At 68.4% G+C, this 26,096-nt stretch carries 20 protein-coding genes; 12 read left to right on the top strand and 8 right to left on the bottom strand.

What is annotated here, in order from left to right; translation table 11 throughout:
* Positions 1–29: 29 nt before the first annotated feature.
* Genes ACFYZA_RS30060 through ACFYZA_RS30045 form a run of 4 tightly spaced genes read right to left on the bottom strand, consistent with a single transcriptional unit; the run spans position 30 to position 3,910 of the window.
* Positions 30–800 (bottom strand): succinate dehydrogenase/fumarate reductase iron-sulfur subunit, encoded by a 771-nt coding sequence (locus ACFYZA_RS30060; protein ID WP_382595397.1) that lies wholly within the window; start codon positions 798–800, stop codon positions 30–32.
* Positions 797–2,749, bottom strand: a complete 1,953-nt coding sequence (locus tag ACFYZA_RS30055) for a fumarate reductase/succinate dehydrogenase flavoprotein subunit (RefSeq protein WP_388493758.1) — start codon at positions 2,747–2,749, stop codon at positions 797–799. The genes ACFYZA_RS30060 and ACFYZA_RS30055 overlap by 4 nt, the downstream gene beginning before the upstream one ends.
* Positions 2,750–2,764: 15 nt before the next feature.
* Entirely contained in the window at positions 2,765–3,595 is an 831-nt protein-coding gene (locus ACFYZA_RS30050; protein WP_382595402.1) for a hypothetical protein, read from the bottom strand.
* 18 nt (positions 3,596–3,613) lie between these two features.
* The gene (locus ACFYZA_RS30045) at positions 3,614–3,910 is read right to left on the bottom strand and encodes a hypothetical protein (RefSeq protein ID WP_382595405.1); all 297 of its coding nucleotides are present in this window, start codon (positions 3,908–3,910) and stop codon (positions 3,614–3,616) included.
* A gap of 322 nt (positions 3,911–4,232) precedes the next feature.
* Here ACFYZA_RS30045 and ACFYZA_RS30040 point away from each other — a divergent pair, with 322 nt between their 5' ends.
* The 12 genes from ACFYZA_RS30040 (at position 4,233) to ACFYZA_RS29985 (ending at position 20,897) form a co-directional block, all read left to right on the top strand.
* Complete coding sequence (locus ACFYZA_RS30040; RefSeq protein ID WP_388493756.1) at positions 4,233–6,596, top strand: ABC transporter family substrate-binding protein; 2,364 nt, start codon at positions 4,233–4,235, stop codon at positions 6,594–6,596.
* A 290-nt stretch (positions 6,597–6,886) separates the two neighbouring features.
* Positions 6,887–8,794 (top strand): translational GTPase TypA, encoded by a 1,908-nt coding sequence (gene typA, locus ACFYZA_RS30035; RefSeq protein ID WP_382595411.1) that lies wholly within the window; start codon positions 6,887–6,889, stop codon positions 8,792–8,794.
* 500 nt (positions 8,795–9,294) lie between these two features.
* Entirely contained in the window at positions 9,295–10,923 is a 1,629-nt protein-coding gene (locus tag ACFYZA_RS30030; RefSeq protein WP_382595414.1) for an ABC transporter substrate-binding protein, read from the top strand.
* A gap of 135 nt (positions 10,924–11,058) precedes the next feature.
* On the top strand, positions 11,059–11,985 hold the full coding sequence (locus ACFYZA_RS30025) for an ABC transporter permease (protein ID WP_382595417.1): 927 nt from the start codon (positions 11,059–11,061) through the stop codon (positions 11,983–11,985).
* On the top strand, positions 11,978–12,913 hold the full coding sequence (locus tag ACFYZA_RS30020) for an ABC transporter permease (RefSeq protein ID WP_382595420.1): 936 nt from the start codon (positions 11,978–11,980) through the stop codon (positions 12,911–12,913). The genes ACFYZA_RS30025 and ACFYZA_RS30020 overlap by 8 nt, the downstream gene beginning before the upstream one ends.
* Positions 12,914–12,924: 11 nt before the next feature.
* Positions 12,925–13,983, top strand: a complete 1,059-nt coding sequence (locus ACFYZA_RS30015) for an ABC transporter ATP-binding protein (protein WP_382595423.1) — start codon at positions 12,925–12,927, stop codon at positions 13,981–13,983.
* Positions 13,976–15,124: an ABC transporter ATP-binding protein gene (locus ACFYZA_RS30010; protein ID WP_382595426.1), complete on the top strand. Its 1,149-nt coding sequence runs from the start codon at positions 13,976–13,978 to the stop codon at positions 15,122–15,124. Before ACFYZA_RS30015 ends, ACFYZA_RS30010 begins: the two co-directional genes overlap by 8 nt.
* 161 nt (positions 15,125–15,285) lie before the next feature.
* The gene (locus tag ACFYZA_RS30005) at positions 15,286–16,914 is read left to right on the top strand and encodes an ABC transporter substrate-binding protein (protein ID WP_382595430.1); all 1,629 of its coding nucleotides are present in this window, start codon (positions 15,286–15,288) and stop codon (positions 16,912–16,914) included.
* Positions 16,915–16,993: 79 nt separating this feature from the next.
* Positions 16,994–17,917: an ABC transporter permease gene (locus ACFYZA_RS30000; RefSeq protein ID WP_382595433.1), complete on the top strand. Its 924-nt coding sequence runs from the start codon at positions 16,994–16,996 to the stop codon at positions 17,915–17,917.
* The gene (locus ACFYZA_RS29995) at positions 17,910–18,884 is read left to right on the top strand and encodes an ABC transporter permease (RefSeq protein WP_382595436.1); all 975 of its coding nucleotides are present in this window, start codon (positions 17,910–17,912) and stop codon (positions 18,882–18,884) included. Before ACFYZA_RS30000 ends, ACFYZA_RS29995 begins: the two co-directional genes overlap by 8 nt.
* An 11-nt stretch (positions 18,885–18,895) precedes the next feature.
* Complete coding sequence (locus ACFYZA_RS29990) at positions 18,896–19,870, top strand: ABC transporter ATP-binding protein (RefSeq protein WP_382595439.1); 975 nt, start codon at positions 18,896–18,898, stop codon at positions 19,868–19,870.
* Entirely contained in the window at positions 19,863–20,897 is a 1,035-nt protein-coding gene (locus tag ACFYZA_RS29985; protein ID WP_382595442.1) for an ABC transporter ATP-binding protein, read from the top strand. Before ACFYZA_RS29990 ends, ACFYZA_RS29985 begins: the two co-directional genes overlap by 8 nt.
* A gap of 106 nt (positions 20,898–21,003) precedes the next feature.
* Here the strand turns inward: ACFYZA_RS29985 and ACFYZA_RS29980 are convergent, their stop codons facing one another.
* From ACFYZA_RS29980 to ACFYZA_RS29965, 4 genes are all read right to left on the bottom strand, one after another.
* Entirely contained in the window at positions 21,004–22,134 is a 1,131-nt protein-coding gene (locus ACFYZA_RS29980; protein WP_382595445.1) for an ABC transporter ATP-binding protein, read from the bottom strand.
* A 20-nt stretch (positions 22,135–22,154) separates the two neighbouring features.
* Complete coding sequence (locus ACFYZA_RS29975) at positions 22,155–23,222, bottom strand: ABC transporter ATP-binding protein (RefSeq protein WP_388493750.1); 1,068 nt, start codon at positions 23,220–23,222, stop codon at positions 22,155–22,157.
* A 28-nt stretch (positions 23,223–23,250) separates the two neighbouring features.
* Positions 23,251–24,228, bottom strand: a complete 978-nt coding sequence (locus ACFYZA_RS29970; protein ID WP_382595451.1) for an ABC transporter permease — start codon at positions 24,226–24,228, stop codon at positions 23,251–23,253.
* Between the two features lie 69 nt (positions 24,229–24,297).
* A complete protein-coding gene (locus tag ACFYZA_RS29965) occupies positions 24,298–26,079 on the bottom strand; it encodes an ABC transporter substrate-binding protein (RefSeq protein WP_382595455.1) in 1,782 nt (593 codons plus the stop codon).
* Positions 26,080–26,096: the final 17 nt, after the last annotated feature.

Below are 26,096 nucleotides of genomic sequence, written 5' to 3'. Positions count from 1 at the left end.
TCAATCCTGTTGTCGGCCGCCCCCGGGCGTCAGGAGTCGCGCCGCCGGATCTTGTTGCCGAGCCACACCAGCGGGTCGTACTTGCGGTCCACCGCCCGCTCCTTCAGCGGGATGAGCGCATTGTCGGTGATCTTGATGTGCTCGGGGCAGACCTCCGTGCAGCACTTGGTGATGTTGCAGTAGCCGAGCCCGTGCTCGTCCTGCGCGGTCCGCTTGCGGTCGAGGCCGGTCTCGGCGGCGGCGTCCAGCGGATGCATGTCGAGCTCGGCCACGCGCATCAGGAAGCGCGGCCCCGCGAAGGCCGCCTTGTTCTCCTCGTGGTCGCGGACCACATGACAGGTGTCCTGGCACAGGAAGCACTCGATGCACTTGCGGAACTCCTGCGAGCGCTCCACGTCGATCTGCGCCATCCGGTACTCGCCGGGTGCCACCCCCTTGGGCGGCACGAACGCCGGGACCTCCCGCGCCTTCGCGTAGTTGAACGACACGTCCGTGACGAGATCGCGCACCACGGGGAACGCGCGCAGGGGAGTCACGGTGATGACGTCCTCGCGGCCGAACGTCGACATCCGCGTCATGCACATCAGGCGCGGCCGCCCGTTGACCTCCGCGCTGCACGAACCGCACTTGCCCGCCTTGCAGTTCCAGCGCACCGCGAGGTCGGGGGCCTGGGTCGCCTGGAGGCGGTGGATGATGTCGAGGACCACCTCGCCGTCGTTCACCTCGACCGTGAAGTCGGTGAGTTCACCGCCGCCGGTGTCGCCCCGCCAGACCCGGAAGCTCGCATCGTACGTATTCACTCGTACAGCTCCTCTTCGGCGAGGTACTTGACCAGCTCCTCCTTCTCGAAGAGGGAGAGCAGATCGGCACGGACGGGGTCGGTCTCCTCGCGCACCAGCCTGATCTGGCCGCGCTCGGAGTCGGGCGGCGCCAGGCCCTCGGTGGGGTCGGCGAGCCGGCACAGGAGGTTCACCCGGCGCCAGGAGCGGTCCATGCCGGGCCAGTCCTCGCGGGTGTGGCCGCCACGGCTCTCGGTGCGCTCCAGGGCCGCCCGAGCCACGCACTCGCTCACCAGGAGCATGTTGCGCAGGTCGAGCGCGAGGTGCCAGCCCGGGTTGAACTGGCGGTGCCCCTCGACCCCGGCCCGCCGGGCCCGCGCGCGCAGCTCGGCGAGCTTGCGCAGCGCCTGGTGCATCTCGCCCTCCCTGCGGATGATGCCGACCAGGTCGTTCATGGCCTGCTGGAGCTCCTGGTGCAGGGTGTACGGGTTCTCGACGGGCGAGCCGTCCTCGGGGGCCTCGGCGCTGAAGGGGCGCAGTGCCTCCGCGGCCGCCGCGTCGATCTGGATCTCGTCCACGGCCGGCCGGTCCGCGAGCGAGGTCGCGTACTCGGCGGCGTGCAGCCCGGCCCGCCGGCCGAACACCAGGAGGTCGGAGAGCGAGTTGCCGCCGAGCCGGTTGGAGCCGTGCATGCCGCCCGCGACCTCACCGGCCGCGAAGAGGCCCGGCACCCCCCGGGCCGCCGCGGTGTCGGACTCCACCGCGATGCCGCCCATCACGTAGTGGCAGGTGGGCCCGACCTCCATCGCCTCGGCCGTGATGTCGACGTCCGCGAGCTCCTTGAACTGGTGGTACATGGACGGCAGTCGGCGCCGGATCACCTCGGCGGGCATCCGGGTCGACACGTCCAGGAAGACGCCGCCGTGCGGGGTGCCCCGGCCCGCCTTCACCTCGGCGTTGATGGCGCGGGCGACCTCGTCGCGGGGGAGCAGCTCGGGCGGGCGCCGGTTGTGGTCCGGATCCTCGTACCAGCGGTCGCCCTCCTCCTCGGACTCCGCGTACTTCTCCTTGAAGACGTCCGGCACGTAGTCGAACATGAACCGCTTGCCCTCGGAGTTCCTGAGCACCCCGCCGTCGCCGCGCACCGACTCGGTGACCAGGATGCCCTTGACCGACGGCGGCCAGACCATGCCGGTGGGGTGGAACTGCACGAACTCCATGTTCAGGAGCGGCGCCCCGGCGAGCAGCGCGAGCGCGTGCCCGTCGCCGGTGTACTCCCACGAGTTGGAGGTCACCTTGAAGGACTTGCCGATGCCGCCGGTGGCGAGGACCACCGCGGGCGCCTCCAGGACGAAGAACCGCCCGCTCTCGCGCTCGTAGCAGAACGCCCCGGAGACGCGGTCTCCCGCGCCGGAGCCGCTGTCGGAAGCGGACTTCAACACCCGCGTCACCGTGCACTCCTGAAAGACCTTCAGACGCGCCTCATAGTCCCCGAACTCCCTCTTGTCCTCCTGCTGGAGGCTCACGATCTTCTGCTGGAGGGTGCGGATGAGCTCAAGGCCCGTGCGGTCGCCGACGTGCGCGAGGCGCGGGTACTCGTGGCCGCCGAAGTTGCGCTGCGAGATCCGGCCGTCGGCGGTGCGGTCGAACAGGGCGCCCCAGGTCTCCAACTCCCAGACGCGATCGGGTGCTTCGCGCGCGTGCAGCTCCGCCATGCGCCACTGGTTGAGGAACTTGCCGCCGCGCATGGTGTCGCGGAAGTGGACCTGCCAGTTGTCCCCGGAGTTGACGTTGCCCATGGAGGCGGCGATGCCGCCCTCGGCCATCACGGTGTGCGCCTTGCCGAAGAGGGACTTGCAGATCACCGCCGTGCGGGCGCCCCGCTCACGCGCCTCGATCGCGGCCCGGAGGCCGGCGCCGCCCGCGCCCACCACGACGACGTCCCACTGCTGCCGTTCCAGCTGAGTCATTCAGGATGCCTTCACTTAGAAGAACCTCGGATCGTCGAACGCCCCGGTGGCGAGGAGATACACGTAGAAGTCGGCGAGCGCCACGCTGATCAACGAGGCCCAGGCGAGCAGCATGTGACGCTCATTCAGCTTTCCGACCCAGCCCCAGAGCCGGTAGCGCACCGGGTGTTTGGAGAAGTGCCGCAGCCGGCCGCCGATGATGTGCCGGCAGGAGTGGCAGGACAGGGTGTACGTCCAGATCAGCGCGATGTTGATCAGGAAGAGGAGGCTGCCGAGGCCCATGTGGCCCCAGCGGTAGTGCTCGTCGCGGAACGAGAGCGCCGTGTCGTAGGTGAGGATCCCCGCGACCACCACCGCGAAGTAGAAGAAGTACCGGTGGACGTTCTGCAGGATGAGCGGGAAGCGGGTCTCGCCCGAGTACTTCTTGTGCGGCTCGGCCACCGCGCAGGCGGGCGGCGAGGCCCAGAAGCCCCGGTAGTACGCCTTGCGGTAGTAGTAGCAGGTCAGCCGGAAGCCGAGCGGGAAGATCAGGATGAGGAGCGCGGGGGACAGGCCCCACCAGCTGCCGAAGACGTCCGCGTTCGGGCCGTGCCGCATGGGCGCGCAGTTGTCGGCCAGACAGGGCGAGTAGAACGGCGACACGTAGGGCGCGTGGTAGTAGTCCGCGTTCGCGAACGCCCGCCACGTCGAGTAGACGACGAAGGCCAGCAGTCCCGCCGCGGTCACGGCCGGGGCCAGCCACCACCGGTCGGTGCGCAGATGGCGGGGTCCGATCGCGGCGCGCGAGGCGTCATGGACGCCGGTGCTGTCCCCCGTCAGGGGAGAGGGTTCCGTGCCTGTGGCCAAGAGTGGCTCCCGTGGAGGTCAGGGGGTGCGCCGGCCGCGGGACCGGGTGCTCCCGAGCCCTTCGTCGTCCGAATCGGTCCAGAGCGAGGCGTCGTACGGGGTGTCGGAGATGGTGACCAGGTCGGGCCGGGCCGCCGCCGCGCCGCTCGGTGCCGCCTCGCGGAGCAGGGCGAGGCTCTCGCGCAGATGGTCGGTGTCGGTCCGTACCCGCCGGATGTCCAGGCCGTGCCCGACCTGTTTCTCCAGGCGCCCGACGGTTCGTACGAGGTCGTCGAGGCAGCGCTGGGCCGCCGTCAACTCGTCCTGCAGGGACATGACTTGCCTGCCTTTCGCCGGAGCGGGTGGCAATGTTCATGCGCCTGAGAGTGTCGCGCCTCACATGCGCGGTTGTGAAGGTGCGTGCACGGGGTTGTGGGGTCGCGGATGCGTGGGGTGTCTCATATCGGCCCCGTGTTCGAGAAAGGCCGGTGCGGGGCGGCCGAATTCGCGGGTGCGTTCGGCCGCACGGGTGGGGTTCGGGGGCCGCTGCGCCGTGTCGCCGTCCCGGCAGGGGGGCCGTCCTCTTCAGTGGCTGGGATAGGTGTGATCATCGCGAAATGGCATGAAGTCCCATAAATCTGACGAAGAGGTACAAGCCATGTCCCACGTCGGTGACCCGAACGGGAGGGCGCCCCGGATCGTCGCTGCGATCCGGACCGCGGCCTCCGTCCGGTCGCGCTCCGTCGCGCTCCTGACCACCGGGGTGCTCGCGCTCCCCGTGCTGCTGACCGGCTGCGGCTCCGCCGACAGCGGGACCGCGGCCGGCGCCGCACCCCAGGACATCGGGGCCGCTGCCCGGCAGAACGTCGCCGACGGGGGCTCCCTGAAGTGGGCCGTCGACGCGATGCCCGAGACGCTCAACACCTTCCAGGCCGACGCCGACGCCGCCTCCCAGCGCGTCGCCCAGGCGGTGCTGCCCGCGCTGTTCACGCTGGACCAGCGGGGCCGCCCACAGCGCAACGCCGACTACCTGGAGTCCGCCGAGGTCGTCCAGCACGAGCCCAAGCAGGTCGTCCTGTACAAGCTCAACCAGAAGGCGGTCTGGAGCGACGGACGCGAGATCGGCGCCCCCGACTTCGTGGCCCAGTGGCGCGCGCTCAGCGGCAAGGACTCGGCGTACTGGACCGCCCGCAACGCCGGGTACGAGCGCATCGAGAAGATCGAGAAGGGCGCCAACGACCTGGAGGTCAAGGTCACCTTCGCCAAGCCGTACGCGGACTGGCGCTCGCTGTTCAGCCCGCTCTACCCGAAGGACGTCACCGGCACCCCTGACGCCTTCAACGACGGCGCCCGCACCAAGCTGAAGGCGACCGCCGGAGCCTTCCGGCTCAAGGAGGCCGACCGCGCCAAGGGCACCGTCACCCTGGAGCGCAACCCGCGCTGGTGGGGCCGCCCCACCAAGCTCGACACCCTCGTCCTGCAGGCCGTACCGCGCGACAAGCGGGCCGCCGCGCTCGCCGAGGGCAGCGTGGACGTGGCCGAGATCGACCGCGCGGACGCCGACCGCATCACGCTCGCCGAACGCGACAAGGGCCAGGCCGTCACGCACGGCCCCGCCGCCGCCATCACGCCCGCGTCCGCGCTGCGCTCCTGGGCGGTCGCCCACGGCGCCGAGGACGACAAGGCGGAGGCCGAGCAGGAGGCCCGCAAGGAGAGCCGGGCCGCCATCGAGAAGTACGCCAGGGAACAGGCCGGCCTCCGCGGCTTCGCCATCCGCAAGACCCTGGAGCCCGCCTACACCCAGCTCGCCCTGAACGGGGCCTCCGGGCCGCTCGCGGACGAGCGGGTGCGGCGCGCGGTGGCCCGCGCGCTCAACCGCCAGGAGCTCGCCGAGGCCGTGCTCAAGCCGCTCGGCCTGCCCGCCCAGCCTCCCGGCAGCCACCTCGCCCTCGCCGGGCAGGACGCGTACAGCGACAGCAGCGACGCGCTCGGCAGCCAGGACGAGAAGGAGGCCAGGGCCCTGCTCGCCGACGCGGGCTGGACCGCGGACGGCGCCCGGCAGAAGCCCAAGCAGGACGTCGCCAAGGCCGGCAGCAAGGCCGACGAGGGCGCCGAGGACTCCGAGGACGGCAAGCGCCGGGCCTCCGACAACCCGCCGGGCTCCGGCAACCACCCGGACGACGAGGGCACCTACATCGTCGGCGACGACAAGCCCGGCAGCTCCGGCGCCGCCGCTGCCGCCTCCGGCACCCATGTGCTCGCCCCGGCCCGCACCGCGGCGCAGCAGCAGGCCGCGCTGCTGCGCCAGGCCCGGTTCTTCGACGCCGAGCCCGCCGAGCAGGCCAAGAAGGACACCGGCAGGAACACCAAGACGGAGGCCCGGCTCAAGGGCGGCGCCCCCGGTGCGTACGCCCCGCAGGGCACGGCCGCCCCGGCCCCGCAGGGCGGTCCGCTCGGCAAGGACGGCAAGCCGCTCACCCTGCGTTTCGTCCTGCCCTCGGGCCCGGGCTCCGAGTCGCTGCGCAGCGTGGGCGACAAGATCGCGGCGATGCTGAAGGGCATCGGGATCAACACGGAGATCGTCAAGGTCGCCGACGACAGCTACTTCAAGGACCACATCGCCTCCGGCGACTTCGACCTGGCCCTGTACTCGTGGCCCGGCACGGCCTACCCGGCCACCGACGACCGGCCGATCTTCGCCAAGCCGGAGCCCGCCTCCGACGGCTCGCTGCTGGTCGAACAGAACTACAGCCGGGTCGGCAGCGACCGCATCGACCAGCTCTTCGAGCAGGCGGCCGGCGAGCTGGACGAGGACGAGGCCCGCGACCTCGTCCGCAAGGCGGACGCCCGGATCTGGGCGGCGGCCGGCTCGATCCCGCTCTACCAGCGCCCCCAGCTGGTCGCGGTCAAGCCCAATGTGGCCAATGCGGGCGCCTTCGGCTTCGCGGCCCCGAACTTCGAGGACATCGGGTTCAAGAAGCCGGAAACGGCACACAACGGATCGACGAACACTAAGAAGTAGAAGAGAAAACCAGCAGGTCACAGGCGCGGGCCCGATCGGCCCCAAGCTCAGAACCTGCTCAAGTCCCTTGCCCGCCGGCCCCGCCGGCGGGCAAGGTCGTGTACGCCCCTGACCCAGGCTCAATCACGGCGTAGCCCCCTGCTCGAAGATCGGCCGAATCGGCCCGGGAGGCCGTCGGCGCGGCGGCCCCGTACCATGGGGTGCAGCCGTGGCCTGTCTGCCCGGCGGGCGGACGAGGACTCGACCGCGTCAGACGCCTGATCCCACGATCGAGAGAAGCGCCAGTCAGTATGCCCACGCGCCACGACATCCGTAACGTCGCCATCGTCGCCCACGTCGACCACGGCAAGACCACGCTGGTCGACGCCATGCTCAAGCAGGCCGGTGCCTTCGCCGCGCACGCCGCAGAGTCGCTCGACGACCGCATGATGGACAGCAACGATCTGGAGCGTGAGAAGGGCATCACGATCCTGGCCAAGAACACGGCCGTGAAGTACCACCCCAAGGATGGCGGCGACGTCATCACCATCAACATCATCGACACCCCGGGCCACGCCGACTTCGGTGGCGAGGTCGAGCGCGGTCTCTCGATGGTGGACGCGGTGGTCCTGCTCGTGGACGCCTCCGAGGGCCCCCTGCCGCAGACCCGCTTCGTGCTGCGCAAGGCGCTTCAGCAGCGCCTGCCCGTCATCCTGTGCATCAACAAGACGGACCGCCCGGACTCCCGGATCGACGAGGTCGTCAACGAGACGTACGACCTGTTCCTGGACCTGGACGCGGACGAGGACCAGATCGAGTTCCCGATCGTCTACGCCTGCGCCCGTGACGGCGTCGCCTCGCTGACCAAGCCGGAGAACGGCACGGTCCCGGCCGACAGCGAGAACCTGGAGCCGTTCTTCTCGACGATCCTCTCGCACGTCCCGGCCCCCGAGTACGACGAGACCGCCCCCCTCCAGGCGCACGTCACCAACCTCGACGCCGACAACTTCCTCGGCCGCATCGCGCTGCTCCGCGTCGAGCAGGGCGAGCTGCGCAAGGGCCAGACGGTCGCGTGGATCAAGCGGGACGGCACGATCGCCAACGTCCGCATCACCGAGCTGATGATGACCGAGGCGCTCACCCGCAAGCCGGCCGAGGTGGCCGGCCCCGGTGACATCTGCGCGGTCGCCGGTATCCCCGACATCATGATCGGCGAGACCCTGGCCGACCCGGAGAACCCGATCGCGCTGCCGCTGATCACGGTGGACCAGCCGGCCATCTCCATGACCATCGGCACCAACACCTCGCCGCTGGTCGGCCGTGGTGGTTCCGGCAAGGGCGCGGACGCCAAGGCGACCGTCAAGGACCGCAAGGTCACCGCCCGGCAGGTCAAGGACCGCCTGGACCGCGAGCTCATCGGCAACGTCTCGCTGCGCGTCCTGGACACCGAGCGCCCCGACGCCTGGGAGGTCCAGGGCCGTGGTGAGCTCGCGCTCGCGATCCTCGTCGAGCAGATGCGCCGCGAGGGCTTCGAGCTGACCATCGGCAAGCCGCAGGTGGTCACCAAGCAGGTCGACGGCAAGACCCACGAGCCGGTCGAGCGCCTCACGGTGGACGTCCCCGAGGAGCACATGGGCGCGGTCACGCAGCTCATGGGCGTCCGCAAGGGCCGCATGGACAACATGTCCAACCACGGCTCCGGCTGGGTCCGCATGGAGTTCGTCGTTCCCTCCCGCGGCCTCATCGGCTTCCGTACGGAGTTCCTGACGAACACCCGCGGCACCGGTATCGCCCACTCGATCCACGAGGGCCACGAGCCCTGGTTCGGCACCCTGACGACCCGTAACAACGGTTCGCTCGTGGCCGACCGGGCCGGTTCGGTCACCCCCTTCGCCATGATCAACCTGCAGGAGCGCGGTGTGCTGTTCACCGAGCCCGGCACCGAGGTCTACGAGGGCATGATCGTCGGTGAGAACTCGCGTGCCGACGACATGGACGTGAACATCACCAAGGAGAAGAAGCTCACCAACATGCGTGCCGCTTCCGCCGACAACACCGAGAACGTGGTGCCGGCCCGCAAGCTCTCCCTGGAGCAGTCCCTGGAGTTCTGCCGCGACGACGAGTGCGTCGAGGTGACCCCGGAGGCCGTGCGCATCCGCAAGGTCGTCCTGGACGCCAAGGAGCGCGGCCGCACCGCGTCCCGCGCCAAGCGCAACTGACGTACCCCGTACGCCCCGAAGGCCCGGCCCCGCAGCAGCGGAGCCGGGCCTTCGGCGTGCGTCAGGAGGGTTTGGGAGTCCGCGTACACACGCGCGGGCGATCAAGTACAAAGGACTGTCAAAGAGCACGGTGAGCGACGACCGCGGGGCACTACGGTCAAGTTGTTTTAAGGGGCATCCTGTTCGGATATCGACCGTCGCTCTCCGGAAGATGTGTTAACGGTCCGTTTCGGGCGTGTCTGTCTGTGCTCATTTTGTCCGGATTTCGGGCCGTTGACCGATACCGATGTTGTCAAAACGAGACCCTTTAAGTGTGGTTTACAGCCCGGCCGTACTTAATAGTTGGCTCCATTGAGCTCGGGTCAATGGGTCACGCACTGTGGGGAGTGCCGACTCACGAGCACACTCGGGGTACTTGACGTAACAGCGCTGTCAGGGGTGTCAGCGCGCGTAGAAGTACCCCTCTTGTAGTGACAAGTGGACTCATGAGGAGGAAACCCATGCGTGGTGCTACGAGCGCCAAGTGGGTCGCGGGAGCGGCAATCATCGCCCTGGGCGCCACCGCTTGCGGTGGCGGCGGCAAGAGCTCGGACGCGAAGGCCGCGGTGGACGCCCAGGGCGTCTACAGCTACCAGAGCAGCGAGCCGCAGCACCCGCTGCAGCCGGCCAACGCCATGGAGGTCGGTGGCGGACGTATCGTCAAGAACCTGTTCCGGGGGCTGACGGACTACGACCCGGCGACGGGCAAGCTGCGGAACCAGATGGCCGACAAGATCGAGACCACTGACTCCCAGCACTACAAGATCACCATCAAGACCGGCTGGACCTTCCACGACGGCACTCCGGTGACCGCCTCGTCCTTCGTGGACTCGTGGAACTGGTCGGCCAACACCAAGAACAACCAGGTCAACTCCAACTGGTTCTCGGACATCGCCGGTTACGCGGACGTCCACCCCGACAAGGGTGACCCGAAGACCGACAAGATGTCGGGTCTGAAGGCGATCGACGACAAGACGATCCAGATCGACCTGACGGCCCCGGTCTCGTACTTCCCGTACAAGCTCGGCTACACCGCCTTCTCGCCGCTGCCGAAGGCCTTCTTCACCGACCCGAAGAAGTACGGCGAGGCCCCGATCGGCAACGGCCCCTACCAGTTCGTCAGCTGGGAGCACAACAAGGCCGTCACGCTGAAGGCGTACGCCGGCTACAAGGGCGAAGACAAGCCGAAGAACGGCGGCATCGTCTTCAAGAACTACACCCAGGCCGAGGCTGCCTACAAGGAGCTCACCTCGGACACCCTGGACGTGCTCGACCAGGTCGACCCGACCGACCTGCCCAAGTACAAGGCGGACCTCGGCAGCCGTGCCGTCGACCAGCCGATGGGTGGCATCACCTCGGTCGCCTTCGCCATGTACGACCCGGCGTGGAAGGCCCCCGAGAAGGCCAAGGTCCGTCAGGGTCTCTCGATGGCGATCGACCGCGACACCATCACCAAGACGGTGCTGCAGGGTTCGCGTCAGCCCGCCGACAGCTGGGTCGCCCCGGGTGTCGCCGGCTACAAGCAGGGCGCCTGTGGCGAGTCCTGCACGTACAACCCGGCCAAGGCCAAGCAGCTCATCCAGGAGGGTGGTGGCGTTCCGAACAACAAGGTCACCATCCTCTACAACGCCGACGGCGGTCACAAGGAGTGGGTGGACGCGGTCTGCAACTCCATCCGTCAGGCCACCGGCGTGGAGTGCACCGGCGACCCGAAGCCCGACTTCAAGACCGCCCGTGACCTGATCGACGGTCACAAGGTCACCAGCATGATGCGGTCGGCCTGGCAGCAGGACTACCCGCTGAACGCCAACTTCCTGCGGGACATCTACGGCACCGGCGCCTCGGCGAACGACTCGCTGTACTCCAGCCCGGAGTTCGACAAGTTCTCGAAGGACGCCGACAAGGCGACCAACGTCGACCAGACCGTGGCCGGTTACCAGCAGGCCGAGGCCGTTCTGGCCAAGGACATGCCGTCCATCCCGCTGTGGTACTACAAGACCAACGCGGGCTGGTCGAACAACGTCCAGAACGTCAAGTACGACTCCTTCGGTGACCCGGTGTTCACCCAGGTCGAGGTCAAGAAGAAGTAACCAGGTCGGCATCCGGCCCACCCCCAAGCTCCGCAATCGCGGGGCAGGCACAGTGAAGACGCGGCCGGACGCTCCCCCCTACGCTTTGGGGGAGCGGTCCGGCCGCCGTCGCGCCGACCCATCTATGGAGGCACCATGGGGCGTTATGTCGCGAGGCGACTGCTCCAGATGATCCCGGTATTCCTCGGGACGACCCTGCTCATCTTCCTGATGGTGTACGCCCTGCCGGGCGACCCCGTCAGAGCCATGTGGGGCGACAAGGCGGCAGATCCCGCCCAGCTCGCCGCCATCAAGCACCAACTGGGCCTGGACCAGCCGCTGTGGAAGCAGTACTGGGACTACATCTCCAACCTCGCCCACTTCGACTTCGGCATGACGATGTCGGGCCGCAAGGTCACCGACGTGATGAGCGAGGCGCTGCCGGTCACCGTCCGGCTCGCGCTCATGGCGTTCGCCATCGAGCTCGTCCTCGGCGTGCTGCTCGGTGTCCTCTCGGGCCTGCGCCGCAACAAGCTCATGGACAAGCTCGTCCTGGTCATCACCCTCCTGGTGATCTCCGTGCCGATCTTCGTCCTGGCCTACGTCTTCCAGGCGATCTTCGCGGACGGACTCGGATGGGTCACGCCGACCGTCCAGGACTCCATGGATCTCGGCCAGTTGATGCTGCCGGCCATCGTGCTCGGCTCGCTCTCGCTCGCCTACGTGGCACGGCTCTCGCGCACCTCGATCGTCGAGAACCTGCGCGCGGACTACATCCGCACCGCCGTCGCCAAGGGCCTGCCCAAGCGCCGCATCATCACCCGCCACCTGCTGCGCAACTCGCTGATCCCGGTGGTGACCTTCCTCGGAACCGACCTCGGCGCCCTGATGGGCGGCGCGATCGTCACCGAGGGAATCTTCAACGTGCAGGGTGTCGGAAACGCGCTCTACCGCGCCATCAACGGCAAGGAAGGTGCGACGGTGGTCGGTTTCGTGACCGTCCTGGTCGTCGTCTACCTCCTCTCCAGCCTGATCGTCGACCTGCTCTACGCGGTCCTGGACCCGAGGATCCGGTATGCCTGACACCATCGAGAAGACCTCGGTCCCCGGATCGGCGGCCGTAAACGCCCCGGCGGACCAGGTCGACAAGCCGCGCAGCCTCTGGTCGGACGCGTGGGGCGATCTGCGCCGCCGCCCGGTCTTCATCCTCTCCGCGCTGCTCATCCTGCTGCTCATCGCGATCTCCATCGCGCCGAGCCTGTTCACCTCGGTGGACCCGCGCGCGGGCGACCTGCGCAACCACTACCTGACCACCCCCAACTGGGGTCACCTGTTCCAGCCCGACTGGTTCGGCTACGACGGTCAGGGCCGCAGCATCTACGCCCGTACGCTCTACGGCGCCCGGGCCTCGATCACCGTCGGCATCTGTGTCACCGCGGCGGTCACCATCGTCGGCGGCATCACCGGCATGGTGGCCGGCTACTTCGGTGGCTGGGTCGACACGCTGGTCTCGCGCGTCACCGACATCTTCTTCGGCATCCCGCTGCTGCTCGGTTCGCTGGTGATCCTCAACGCGTTCACCAACCGCACCGTGTGGACCGTGGTGTTCGCCCTCGCGGTGCTCGGCTGGACCCAGATGACCCGCGTCATGCGCGGCGCCGTGATCACCGCCAAGGCCGCCGACTACGTCACCGCGGCCCGGGCGCTCGGCGCCGGCACCTTCCGGATCATGCTCCGGCACATCCTGCCGAACGCGGTCGCCCCGGTGATCGTGGTCGCCACGATCGCGCTCGGCGGCTACATCGGCGCCGAGGCGACGCTGAGCTACCTCGGCATCGGTCTGCAGGACCCGACGATCAGCTGGGGCATCGACATCTCGTCGGCCCAGCGCGTGATCCGCACGGCCCCGCACGCACTGTTCTTCCCCGCGGGCATGCTGAGCCTCACCGTTCTCGCGTTCATCATGCTCGGCGACGCGGTGCGCGACGCCCTCGACCCCAAGCTGCGCTGAGGAGGGCGTACGTGACCACTATCGACAAGACCCTCAACGTTCCGGCACAGCGTCCCAACGGGGACGAGTCCGCGGCGCTGCTCGAAGTCCGTGACCTGCACGTGGAGTTCCACACCCGTGAGGGTGTGGCCAAGGCGGTCAACGGTGTCAACTACTCGGTGAACGCGGGCGAGACGCTCGCCGTGCTCGGCGAGTCCGGCTCCGGCAAGTCCGTGACCGCCCAGGCGATCATGGGCATCCTCGACATGCCGCCGGGGAAGATCCCGCAGGGCGAGATCCTCTTCCACGGCCAGGACATGCTCAAGATGTCCAACGAGGAGCGCCGCAAGATCCGTGGCCAGAAGATCGCGATGATCTTCCAGGACGCGCTCTCCGCGCTCAACCCGGTGCTCAACGTCGGCTACCAGCTCGGCGAGATGTTCCAGGTGCACCAGGGGCTGTCCCGCAAGGACGCCAGGATCAAGGCCATCGAGCTGATGGACAAGGTCAAGATCCCGGCCGCCAAGGCGCGGGTCACCGACTACCCCCACCAGTTCTCCGGCGGTATGCGCCAGCGCATCATGATCGCCATGGCGCTGGCCCTGGAGCCGGACCTGATCATCGCGGACGAGCCGACCACCGCGCTCGACGTGACGGTCCAGGCCCAGGTCATGGACCTGCTCGCGGAGCTCCAGCGCGAGTACAACATGGGCCTGATCCTGATCACCCACGACCTCGGCGTGGTCGCCGACGTCGCGGACAAGATCGCCGTGATGTACGCGGGCCGGATCGTCGAGCAGGCGCCGGTGCACGAGATCTACAAGCGCCCCGCGCACCCCTACACCAAGGGTCTGCTCGCCTCGATCCCGCGCCTGGACCAGAAGGGCCAGGACCTGTACGCGATCAAGGGTCTGCCGCCCAACCTCCTGAAGATCCCGACCGGTTGCGCCTTCAACCCGCGCTGCCCGCAGGCTCAGGACATCTGCCGCGAGGAGGTCCCGGCCCTGCTGCCGGTGACCGAGCAGGACGGCACCGATCTGGTCGGCCGCGGCAGCGCCTGCCACTTCTGGAAGGAGACGATCCATGGCTGAGCTCGACAAGAAGGACGAGGCCGTGGACGTCACCCCCAACGTCACCGACGTCGTCAAGGCGGACGCCTCCACGACCACCGAGGTCGAGGCGATCCTCGACGCCCCGGTGGACCGGGGCGAGCCGATCCTCCAGGTCCGCAATCTGGTCAAGCACTTCCCGCTGACCAGCGGCATCCTGTTCCGCAAGCAGGTCGGTGCGGTCAAGGCCGTCGACGGGATCTCCTTCGACCTGTACCAGGGCGAGACCCTGGGCATCGTCGGCGAGTCCGGCTGTGGCAAGTCCACCGTCGCCAGGCTCCTGATGACGCTGGAGCGGGCGACCGCCGGCGAGGTCTTCTACAAGGGCCAGGACATCACCAAGCTGTCCGGGCGCGCTCTGAAGGCCGTGCGCCGCAACATCCAGATGGTGTTCCAGGACCCGTACACCTCGCTGAACCCGCGCATGACGGTCGGCGACATCATCGGGGAGCCCTTCGAGATCCACCCCGAGGTGGCTCCCAAGGGCGACCGGCGGCGCAAGGTCCAGGAGCTCCTGGACGTCGTGGGCCTGAACCCGGAGTACATCAACCGCTACCCGCACCAGTTCTCCGGCGGTCAGCGCCAGCGCATCGGCATCGCCCGCGGCCTGGCCCTCAACCCCGAGATCATCATCTGCGACGAGCCGGTCTCCGCCCTGGACGTGTCCGTCCAGGCCCAGGTCATCAACCTGATGGAGAAGCTGCAGAACGAGTTCAACCTGTCGTACGTCTTCATCGCGCACGACCTGTCGATCGTGCGGCACATCTCCGACCGCGTCGGCGTGATGTACCTCGGCAAGATGGCCGAGATCGGCACCGACGAGCAGATCTACGAGCACCCGACGCACCCCTACACCCAGGCGCTGCTCTCGGCCGTCCCGGTCCCCGACCCGGACGCGCGCGAGCACCGCGAGCGGATCATCCTCACCGGAGACGTCCCCTCGCCCGCCAACCCGCCGTCGGGCTGCCGCTTCCGCACCCGGTGCTGGAAGGCGGAGGACCGCTGCTCCACCGAGGTCCCGCTGCTCGCGATCCCGGAGCGCTTCCAGGGCGTGGACAGCCCGGTCGCGCACGAGTCGGCGTGCCACTTCGCCGAGGAGAAGGACGTCGTCGGCGCCGCCTGACGACCAGCACTCACGGGTGGGCCCGCGGTTCCTGACGGAATCGCGGGCCCACCCGTTCGTGCGCCCGTACGGCGCTGGTAAAGGTGCGACCTGTCCGCTTCTGGGGTGATATTTGGGCCTAAGTGAGACTTGGGACTCAAGTGGAACCCTAGGAGGACTCCATGCGCGGAGCCACGCACGCCAAGTGGGCCGCAGGTGCGGTGATCGTCGCCCTCGCGGCGACGGCCTGCGGCGGTGGGGGAAGCGGTGGTGGCGGTGGCGCCGACGGAATCGTCAGCTCCTCCTGGGGTGACCCGCAGAACCCGCTGGAGCCCGCCAACACCAACGAGGTCCAGGGCGGCAAGGTCCTCGACATGCTGACGCGCGGCCTCAAGCGGTACGACCCGAAGACCGGCGAGGCCAAGAACATGCTCGCCGACACCATCGAGACCTCGGACTCGCAGAACTTCAAGGTCACCCTCAAGGACGGCTGGACGTTCTCCAACGGCGAGAAGGTCACCGCCAAGTCCTTCGTGGACGCCTGGAACTACGGCGCGAACCTGAAGAACAACCAGAAGAACGCCTCGATGTTCGCCTACATCGACGGCTTCGACCAGATCCACCCCAAGAGCGGCAGCCCGGCCGCCGACACGATGTCCGGCCTCAAGGTCGTCGACGACAAGACCTTCACGGTCAAGCTCAACCAGAAGTTCTCGACCTGGCCCGACACCCTCGGCTATCCCGCGTTCGCGCCGCTGCCCCGGCAGTTCTTCGACGACCACGCGGCCTGGCTCTCCAAGCCCGTCGGCAACGGCCCGTACATGGTGGACTCGTACGCCAAGGGCTCGAAGCTCTCGATGCGCAAGTGGGCCGGGTACATGGGCGCGGACAAGGCGCAGAACGGCGGCATCGACCTCAAGGTCTACACCGACAACAACACCGCCTACACCGATCTGACGGCCGGCAACCTCGACCTGGTCGACGACGTGCCCGCCTCCCAGCTCAAGAACGTGAAGGCCGACCTCGGGGACCGGTACATCAACACCCCGGCCGGCATCATCCAGACGCTCGCCTTCCCGTACTACGACGCCGCCTGGAACACCCCCAACGCGGCCAAGGTGCGCAAGGGCATCTCGATGGCGATCAACCGGCAGCAGATCACCGACACCATCTTCCAGAAGACCCGCACCCCCGCCACCGACTGGACCTCGCCGGTGCTCGGCGAGGCGGGCGGCTACAAGGCCGGGCTCTGCGGGGACGGCTGCACCTACAACCCCGCCGAGGCCAAGAAGCTCATCGCCGAGGGCGGTGGCATCCCCGGCGGGCAGCTGAAGGTCTCGTACAACGCGGACACCGGCTCGCACAAGGAGTGGGTCGACGCCGTCTGCAACAGCATCAACAACGCGCTCGGCAACGACCGGGCGTGCGTCGGCGGCCCGGTCGGCACCTTCGCCGACTTCCGCAGCCAGATCACCCAGTCCAAGATGAGCGGCCCCTTCAGGGCGGGCTGGCAGATGGACTACCCGCTGATCCAGAACTTCCTCCAGCCGCTGTACTACACCGGCGCCTCCTCCAACGACGGCAAGTGGACCAACGCCGAGTTCGACAAGCTGGTCGACCAGGCCAACGCCGAGACCGACAAGGCCAAGGCGGTCTCCACCTTCCAGCAGGCCGAAGGGGTCGTACGGGACCAGATGGCGGCCATCCCGCTCTGGTACCAGAACGGCAGCGCCGGCTACTCGACCCGGGTCTCCAACGTCTCGCTCAACCCGTTCAGCGTCCCGGTCTACGACCAGATCAAGGTCAGCTGACGCCGTAGGGCGCGGCCCGGCGCTCAACTCGGCGCCGGGCCACGGCCGTTGAGAGTTCCGACGACCCCCGGAGGGCCCCATGGGACGGTATGTGATCCGGCGTCTGCTCCAGATGATCCCGGTCTTCTTCGGGGCCACGCTGCTGATCTTCCTGATGGTGAACGTGATGGGCGACCCCATCGCGGGCCTGTGCGGCGACAAGGCGTGCGACCCCGCCACCGTCGCCCAGCTCAAGAAGGAGTTCGGCCTCGACAAGCCGGTGTGGCAGCAATACCTGACGTACATGGGGAACGTGTTCACCGGCGACTTCGGCACCGCGTTCAACGGGCAGAAGGTCACCGAGCTGATGTCCACGGCCTTCCCCGTGACCATCCGCCTCACCATCGTGGCGATCCTCTTCGAGATCGTCATCGGCATCAGCCTCGGCGTGGTCACCGGCCTGCGCCGGGGCCGTCCCGTCGACACCGTCGTGCTGCTGCTCACCCTCATCGTCATCGCCATCCCCGTCTTCGTCACGGGGCTGCTCCTCCAGCTGCTGCTCGGCATCGAATGGGGGGTCGTCAAACCCACGGTCTCGCCGGAGGCCCCGTTCAACGAACTCCTCATCCCAGGACTCGTGTTGGCGTCCGTGTCGCTGGCGTACGTCACCCGGCTCACCCGGACCTCGATCGCCGAGAACTCCCGCGCCGACTACGTCCGCACCGCCGTCGCCAAGGGGCTGCCGCGCCGCCGGGTGATCACCAAGCACCTGCTGCGCAACTCGCTGATCCCCGTCGTCACCTTCATCGGCACCGACGTCGGGGCCCTGATGGGCGGCGCGATCGTCACCGAGCGGATCTTCAACATCCACGGCGTCGGCTACCAGCTCTACCAGGGCATCCTGCGCCAGAGCACCCAGACGGTGGTCGGCTTCGTCACCGTGCTCGTCCTGGTCTTCCTGATCGCCAACCTCATCGTCGACCTCCTGTACGCCGTACTCGACCCGAGGATCCGCTATGCCTGAGCCTTACGACGACGGAGCGATCGCCGGTACGGGGGCCGGCGGGGCGATGGACCTCGCGGCGAGCGAGGCGACCAGCCTGGAGCGCACGCCGGGCGGGCCGCAGGGCACCGGCCCCACCGAGAAGCCGCGTTCCCTCTGGTCCGACGCCTGGCGCGACCTGCGGCGCAACCCCGTCTTCATCATCTCGGGCCTGGTCATCCTCTTCCTGGTCGTCATCTCGCTGTGGCCCTCCCTGATCGCGAGTGGCAACCCGCTCCAGTGCGACCTCGCCAAGGCCCAGGAGGGCTCCCAGCCCGGCCATCCCTTCGGCTACAACGGGCAGGGCTGCGACGTCTACACGCGGACCGTCTACGGCGCCCGCACCTCCGTCACCGTCGGCGTGTGCACCACCGTCGGCGTCGCGCTGTTCGGCTCGTTCGTCGGCGGGCTCGCCGGGTTCTTCGGCGGCGGCTGGGACGCGCTGCTCTCCCGCGTCACGGACATCTTCTTCGGCATCCCCGTCGTCCTCGGCGGCCTGGTGTTCCTCTCGGTGGTCACCTCCTCCACCGTCTGGCCGGTCATCGGCTTCATGATCCTGCTCGGCTGGCCGCAGATCGCCCGCATCGCCCGCGGCTCGGTCATCACCGCCAAGCAGAACGACTACGTGCAGGCGGCCCGCGCGCTCGGCGCCTCCAACTCCCGCATGCTGCTCCGCCACATCGCGCCCAACGCGGTCGCCCCGGTCATCGTCGTGGCCACCATCGCGCTCGGCACCTACATCGCCCTCGAAGCGACGCTGTCCTACCTCGGCGTCGGCCTCAAGCCGCCCACCGTCTCCTGGGGCATCGACATCTCGGCCGCCTCGCAGTACATCCGCAACGCCCCGCACATGCTGCTCTGGCCGGCCGGCGCGCTGGCGATCACGGTGCTCGCGTTCATCATGCTCGGCGACGCGGTGCGCGACGCCCTCGACCCCAAGCTGCGTTGAGGAGACCCGCCATGCTGCTCGAAGTACGTGATCTCCAGGTGGAGTTCAGGACGCGGGACGGGGTCGCCAAGGCCGTCAACGGGGTCAACTACTCGGTGGCGGCGGGCGAGACGCTCGCCGTGCTCGGCGAGTCCGGCTCGGGCAAGTCCGTCACCGCGCAGGCCGTGATGGGCATCCTCGACATGCCGCCCGGGCGGATCGCCGGCGGCGAGATCCTCTTCCAGGGCCGGGACCTCCTGAAGCTCAAGGAGGACGAGCGGCGCAAGGTGCGCGGCTCCGAGATGGCCATGATCTTCCAGGACGCGCTGTCGTCCCTGAACCCGGTGCTCAGCGTCGGCGACCAGCTCTCGGAGATGTTCACCGTGCACCGGGGCATGTCCCGCAAGGACGGCAAGGCCAAGGCCGTCGAGCTGATGGACCGGGTGCGGATCCCCGCGGCGAAGGAACGGGTCGGCCAGTACCCCCACCAGTTCTCCGGCGGTATGCGCCAGCGCATCATGATCGCGATGGCGATGGCCCTGGAGCCCTCGCTGATCATCGCGGACGAGCCGACCACCGCCCTGGACGTCACCGTGCAGGCCCAGGTCATGGACCTGCTCGCGGAGCTCCAGCGCGAGCTGAACATGGGGCTGATCCTGATCACCCACGACCTCGGGGTGGTCGCCGACGTCGCGGACAAGATCGCGGTGATGTACGCGGGCCGGATCGTCGAGCAGGCCCCGGTGCACGAGATCTACAAGGCCCCCGCGCACCCGTACACCAAGGGCCTGCTCGAATCGATCCCGCGCCTGGACCAGAAGGGCCGGGAGCTGTACGCGATCAAGGGTCTGCCGCCCAACCTGATGCACATCCCGCCGGGCTGCGCCTTCAACCCGCGCTGCCCGATGGCCCAGGACATCTGCCGCAGCGAGGTGCCGCCGCTGTTCGACGTGGCCCCGGGCCGGCAGAGCGCGTGCTTCTTCTGGAAGGAGACCCTCGATGGCTGAGGCCATTCTGGAGATCAGGGATCTGGTCAAGCACTATCCGCTGACCCAGGGCGTCCTCTTCAAGAAGCAGGTCGGCGCGGTCAAGGCCGTCGACGGGGTCTCCTTCGACCTCGCCGCGGGCGAGACGCTCGGCATCGTCGGCGAGTCCGGCTGCGGCAAGTCCACGGTCGCCAAGATGCTGGTCAACCTGGAGCGCCCGACGGCCGGGCAGATCAAGTACAAGGGCGAGGACATCACCCGGATGTCGGGCCGTGCGCTGAAGGCCGTGCGCCGCAACATCCAGATGGTGTTCCAGGACCCGTACACCTCGCTGAACCCGCGCATGACGGTCGGCGACATCATCGGGGAGCCGTACGAGATCCACCCCGAGGTCGCCCCGAAGGGGGACCGCCGCCGCAAGGTCCAGGACCTGCTCGACGTGGTCGGGCTCAACCCGGAGTACATCAACCGCTACCCGCACCAGTTCTCCGGCGGCCAGCGCCAACGCATCGGCATCGCACGGGGGTTGGCGCTGCGGCCCGAGGTCATCGTGGCGGACGAACCGGTCTCCGCGCTCGACGTGTCGGTACAGGCCCAGGTCGTCAACCTGCTCGACCGGCTGCAGAGCGAGTTCTCCCTCTCCTACGTCTTCATCGCCCACGACCTGTCCATCGTGCGGCACATCTCCGACCGGGTCGGCGTGATGTACCTGGGCCGGATCGTCGAGATCGGCCGGGACGAGGAGATCTACGACCACCCTACCCACCCCTACACCCAGGCGCTGCTCTCGGCGGTGCCGGTGCCGGACCCCATGGCGCGCGAGCACCGCGAGCGCATCATCCTCACCGGCGATGTGCCCTCACCGGCGAACCCGCCCTCCGGCTGCACCTTCCGCACCCGGTGCTGGAAGGCGCGCGAGCGGTGCGCGCAGGAGGTCCCGCTGCTGGCCGTCCCGGCCGAGTTCCGCCTCGCGGAGGGCCCGGCCCACCACCCGTCCGCGTGCCACTTCGCGGAGGAGAAGCGGGTGGTTCCTCCGGAACGGGGGTGAGGGTTCGGGTGCGGCCCGGGCAGAACGCCGAGGCCCGTGCCCGCGGTGGTGACTGGGGTGTGCGGGCACGGGCCTCGGCTCCGAGCGGAGGCACTACGAACTCGGGTCAACGGGCGGTGTCCGTCGCCTCCTCGATCGCGGCGAGAGCGGGATCGAGGACGACGTCCTCGTCCCGTGCCGTGACCGTCGGTTCCTCGGGGAAGTGGCACGCGGTCAGATGCCCCTCCCGGTTTCCCTCGATGCGCACCAGCGGCGGTGTCTCGGTGGCGCACTTGTCCTCGGCCTTCCAGCACCGGGTGCGGAAGCGGCAGCCGGAGGGCGGGTTCACGGGCGAGGGCACGTCCCCGGCCAGCCGGATGCGCTCGCGGCCCTCGCCCTCCTCCTCCACCACGGCCTCGGGCACCGCCGACAGCAGGGCGTGGGTGTACGGATGGCGCGGCCGCTGGTAGATCGACTCGCGGTCGCCGACCTCCACGATGCGGCCCAGGTACATCACCGCGATCCGCTGCGAGAAGTGCCGCACGATCGCCAGGTCGTGCGCGATGAACAGGAAGGCGATGTCCAGCTCCCGCTGGAGGTCCTGGAGCAGGTTGACCACCTGCGCCTGGATCGACACGTCGAGCGCCGAGACCGGCTCGTCCGCCACGATCAGCTTGGGCTCCATGCCCAACGCCCGTGCCACGCCGATGCGTTGGCGCTGTCCGCCGGAGAACTCGTGCGGGAAGCGGTTGTAGTGCTCCGGGTTCAGGCCGACGGTTTCGAGGAGCTCGCGCACCCGGTGCTCCACGCCGCCCGGCGGCTTGATGCCGTTGACCAGCATCGGGTTGGCGATGATGTCGCCGACCGTCTGGCGCGGGTTGAGCGAGGCGTACGGGTCCTGGAAGATCATCTGGATCTCGGACCTGATCGGCGCGAGCGTCCGGCGCGAGGCGTGGGTGATGTCCTGGCCCGCGTAGACGACCTTGCCGCCGGTCGGCTCCAGGAGCCGGGTGACCAGACGGCCGGTGGTCGACTTGCCGCAGCCGGACTCGCCGACCAGGCCCAGGGTCTCGCCGCGCCCGATCGTGAAGTCGATGCCGTCCACGGCACGCACGTCGCCGACGTGCCGCTTGAAGAGGAACCCCATGTTGATCGGGAAGTACTTGACGAGCCCGGTCACTTCGAGCAGCGGACCGCTGCCGCCGGAGCCGGGCGCACTGCCCCGCTGCTTGACGAGGCTGGTGGCGTTCTCACTCATGACGATGTCCCGCATCCTTGTCAGCGCAGCCTGGGGCGGATCTGCTCGATGAAGACGGATTCCTTCTGGGTGTCCGTCAGATGGCAGGCGGAGCCGCGTCGTCGCCCCTCGGGCAGTTCGGGCCGCGCGGTGGCGCAGACCCCGCCCGCCACCTGGTCGGTGAAGCCGCACCGGGGGTGGAAGGGGCAGCCCGGCGGGGGCGAGAGCAGGCTCGGCGGGGCGCCGGGGATCGGCACGAGCGGCACGTCCACCGCCGAGTCGAGACGCGGTACCGAACTCAACAGGCCCCAGCTGTAGGGGTGTTGGGGCTGTTGCATGACCTCCTTGACGCTGCCGCGCTCCACGCACCGGCCGGCGTACATCACCATCACCTGGTCCGCGGTCTTGGCGATCACCCCCAGGTCGTGGGTGATGATGATGATCGCCGCGCCGGTCTCCTGCTGGAGGTCCTTGAGCAGGTCGAGGATCTGCGCCTGCACCGTCACGTCGAGCGCGGTCGTGGGCTCGTCGGCGATCACCAGGTCCGGGTCGCAGACGAGCGCCATCGCGATCATCGCGCGCTGGCGCATGCCGCCGGAGAACTGGTGCGGATAGTCGTCGACGCGCAGCTCGGGCTGCGGGATGCCGACCTTGCGCAGCATTTCCACGGCCCGGGCCCGCGCCTCGCGCCGGGAGGCGCCGGTGTGCTTCACGAAGGGCTCGGCGATCTGCCGGCCCACCGTGTAGAAGGGCGAGAGTGCGGCCAGCGAGTCCTGGAAGATCATCGCCATCTTCTTGCCGCGCAGCCGGTTCAGCTGCCGCTCGCTCGCGCCGGTCAACTCCTGCCCGTCCAGCAGGATTTCGCCCTGGATCGTGGTGTTGCGCGGGTTGTGGAGTCCCAGGACGGCGAGGTTGGTCACGGACTTGCCGGAGCCCGACTCGCCGACGATGCCCAGCGTGGAGCCGCGCTCCAGATCGAAGGAGAGCCCGTCGACGGCCTTGACGGTGCCGTCCTCGGTGGCGAAGTGGACGTACAGGTCGCGGACCGACAGGAAGGAGGACGCCGGCGCCGCGGCGGGTTCGGCGGCGGTCTGGCTCAGGGTGGACACGGATGGTTCTCCTGGAGGTCTGCGGGCGTCAGGCGAGCCTGATCCGGGGGTCGATGAAGGCGTACGCCAGGTCCACGACGATGTTGCAGACGACGATGAGGGTGGCGCCGATGAGCATGACGGCCATCTCCAGGGGCAGGTCGCTGCGCAGCACCGCCTGCACCGAGAGCAGGCCGAGGCCGTGCAGGCCGAAGGTGACCTCGGTGATGATCGCGCCGCCGAGCACCGCGCTCAGGTCCACGCCGAAGATGGTGATGATGGTGGCCATCGCGCCCCGCAGCGCGTACCGCAGGAAGACGTAGCGGGACGACATGCCCTTGGCGCGGGCCGCCCTGATGTGGTCCTCGGAGAGCTGCTCGACCATCAACGACCGTGTCTGGCGGCTGTAGTTGGACCAGAAGATCACCGACAGGACCAGACAGGGCAGGATCATCCCGGTGACCGACCCCCAGGCGTCGTGCGCCCAGTCCACGTCGTGGCCCCGGTCGAGCCAGCCCAGCTTGGTGGAGAGGAGCAGGATCGCCAGCGGCCCGATGAAGTAGATCTGCACCGACTGGCCGAGCAGTGAGGTGGCGCTCGCGATGCGGTCGAAGACCGTGCCCTGGCGCCAGGCCGAGACGAGGCCGAGCGAGACGCCGATGGTCAGGAAGGTCGCGGCCCCGCCGACCGCGAGGGTCAGCGTCGTCGGATAACTGTCGGCGATCGTGCCCCAGACGGGCTGTTGATTGGCGAAGGAATAGCCGAAACAGGGGGCCGGGCAGTCGCCGATCGGCATGTGGCGGCCGGCGAATATGCCGACCATGTAATGCCAGTACTGCGTCCAGATCGGCAGGTTGAGCCCGAGGTTCTTGCGGATCAGGGCGACATTCTGCGGATCGCATTGTTTGCCACAGGAAAGAAGTGCGGGGTCGGAGGGCAGGGCGAAGAAGAGGAAATAGGTGATCATGCTGATCAGCAGCAGGATGACCATGGCACCGAGCACGCGGCGCACGAGGAAACGGAACATGGGATGGCTCTTCCGTCGCTATGCGGTTTCCCCGGCCCGGTCGGGGCCGGGGAAACCGAGCCGCAGGTACTACTGCTTCACGAAGATCGAGTTCGGGTTGATCGTTCCGTAGACCTGGTTGTACGTGACGCCGCCCAGGCCCGAGCCGTAGAGGTTGAAGTACTTGTCGAAGATGAACGGGATCTGCGAGGTGTCCGTCTGCAGGACGTACTCGGAGAGCTGCTCCCAGGCCGCGGCCTGCTGCGGCAGGTCGGTGATCTGGTTGATGCGGTCGATCTCGGAGTTGATCTTCGGGTCGTTCAGGAACGAGTAGTTGTTGGTGCCGTCCTGAAGGTTGCGTCCGTCCATGGTCGGCGGCACGACGGTCGAGCCGTTGGGCCAGTCCGCGCCCCAGCCGGTGCGGTACATGTCGTACGGGGTGTCCACCTTGCCGACCACCGTGTAGTACGACGTCGGGTCGATCGCCTTGCGCTCGACCTTGAACCCGGCCTTTTCGAGGGCCTTCTGGATGGTCAGCGTGACGGTGTCCCAGCGCGGGGTGTTGGCGTACGCGAGGGAGATCTTGTACGGGGTCGTCACGCCCGCTTCCTTGAGCAGCTGCAGCGACTTCTCGGGGTCGCCCATCGGCTTGGCGAGCTTGCCGAACGGGTCGAACTTCTTCCAGCCGGCCACGGTCGGGCTCAGCAGCGTGGTGCCGAGGTCACCCTGCGCGCCACCGCCGAAGGCCTGCTGGACCTGCGTCATCGGGAACGCGTAGGCCAGCGCCTGGCGCACCTTCGGGTCCTTGATCCGCTTGGTGTTGAGGTTGAACACCTCGACGTAGGGCTGGTACTCGTTCACCGTGCGGCCCTTGTACTGCGGGTCCGAGGTCAGCGTCTGCATCTTCGACGGGTCCGCCGAGCCCGACATGTTGATGGCGAACTTGTCGGTGCCGGTGTCCGCCGAGAGCCGGTTGGTCAGACCCGGCTCCGCGATGCCCAGCTGGAACTGCCACTTGTCGGGGTAGGCGTTGCGGATCGGGTCGGTCTTCGGGTCCCAGTTGGTGTTGCGCACGAAGGTCAGCGACTTGCCCGGCTGATAGGCGGCGATCTTGTACGGGCCGCTGGAGACCGGGTGGTTGTTGTACTTCTGCTTGTCGTCCTTGGCCTTGGGGACCGGCGAGATGTTCGGCATCGCCATCGCGTACGGGGTGTCCGCGTGCGGCGCCAGGAAGTGGAAGACGATCGTCTTGTCGTTCGGGGTGGAGATCTGCGCGTCCGGGATCTCCTTGCCCTCGTAGGGGCCGGTGTACTGCTTGCGGTAGTCGGGCCCGAACAGCCACTTCTGGACGTACTGCGGGCCCTGCGTCTCGTAGTCCGCGAAGAGCCGCTCGATGCCGTACTTGATGTCCTTGGTGGTGATCGGCGTGCCGTCCTCGAACTTCACCCCGTCCTTCAGGGTGTACGTCCAGGTCTTCGAGCCGTCGGACGGCGTGCCGGTGTCGGTGGCGAGGTCGCCGACGACGATCGTCTTGCCGGTCTTCGGGTCGATCTTGTAGCCGGTGAGCGAGCGGTTGTAGAGCAGCTGCACCGACAGCTGGTCGCTCACGTACTGCTGGCCGGGGTCGAGGTAGTCGAAGCCGGCCTGGTCGAGGCTGTAGGCGGTGCCGCCGCTCTTGGCGCCGTCGACCGCGGGGGCCGGCCCGGTGGAGTCGGCCTTGGTGCCGACGCCGAAGTTCTGCACCGCGGCCTTCTTGCCCGAGCCGGAGCCGTTGCCGCCGTCGCTCGACCCGCCGCTGCTGCACGCGGCGGTCAGCGCCAGTGCCCCGACCGCGAGGACCGCGGAAACCTGGCGCGCCTTGTTTATTCTCATGTGTTCCTGCCTGTCAG

The sequence above is a fragment of the Streptomyces sp. NPDC001828 genome (assembly GCF_042892175.1).
Classification (GTDB): domain Bacteria; phylum Actinomycetota; class Actinomycetes; order Streptomycetales; family Streptomycetaceae; genus Streptomyces.
This window is presented reverse-complemented; position numbering and strand designations above follow the sequence as displayed.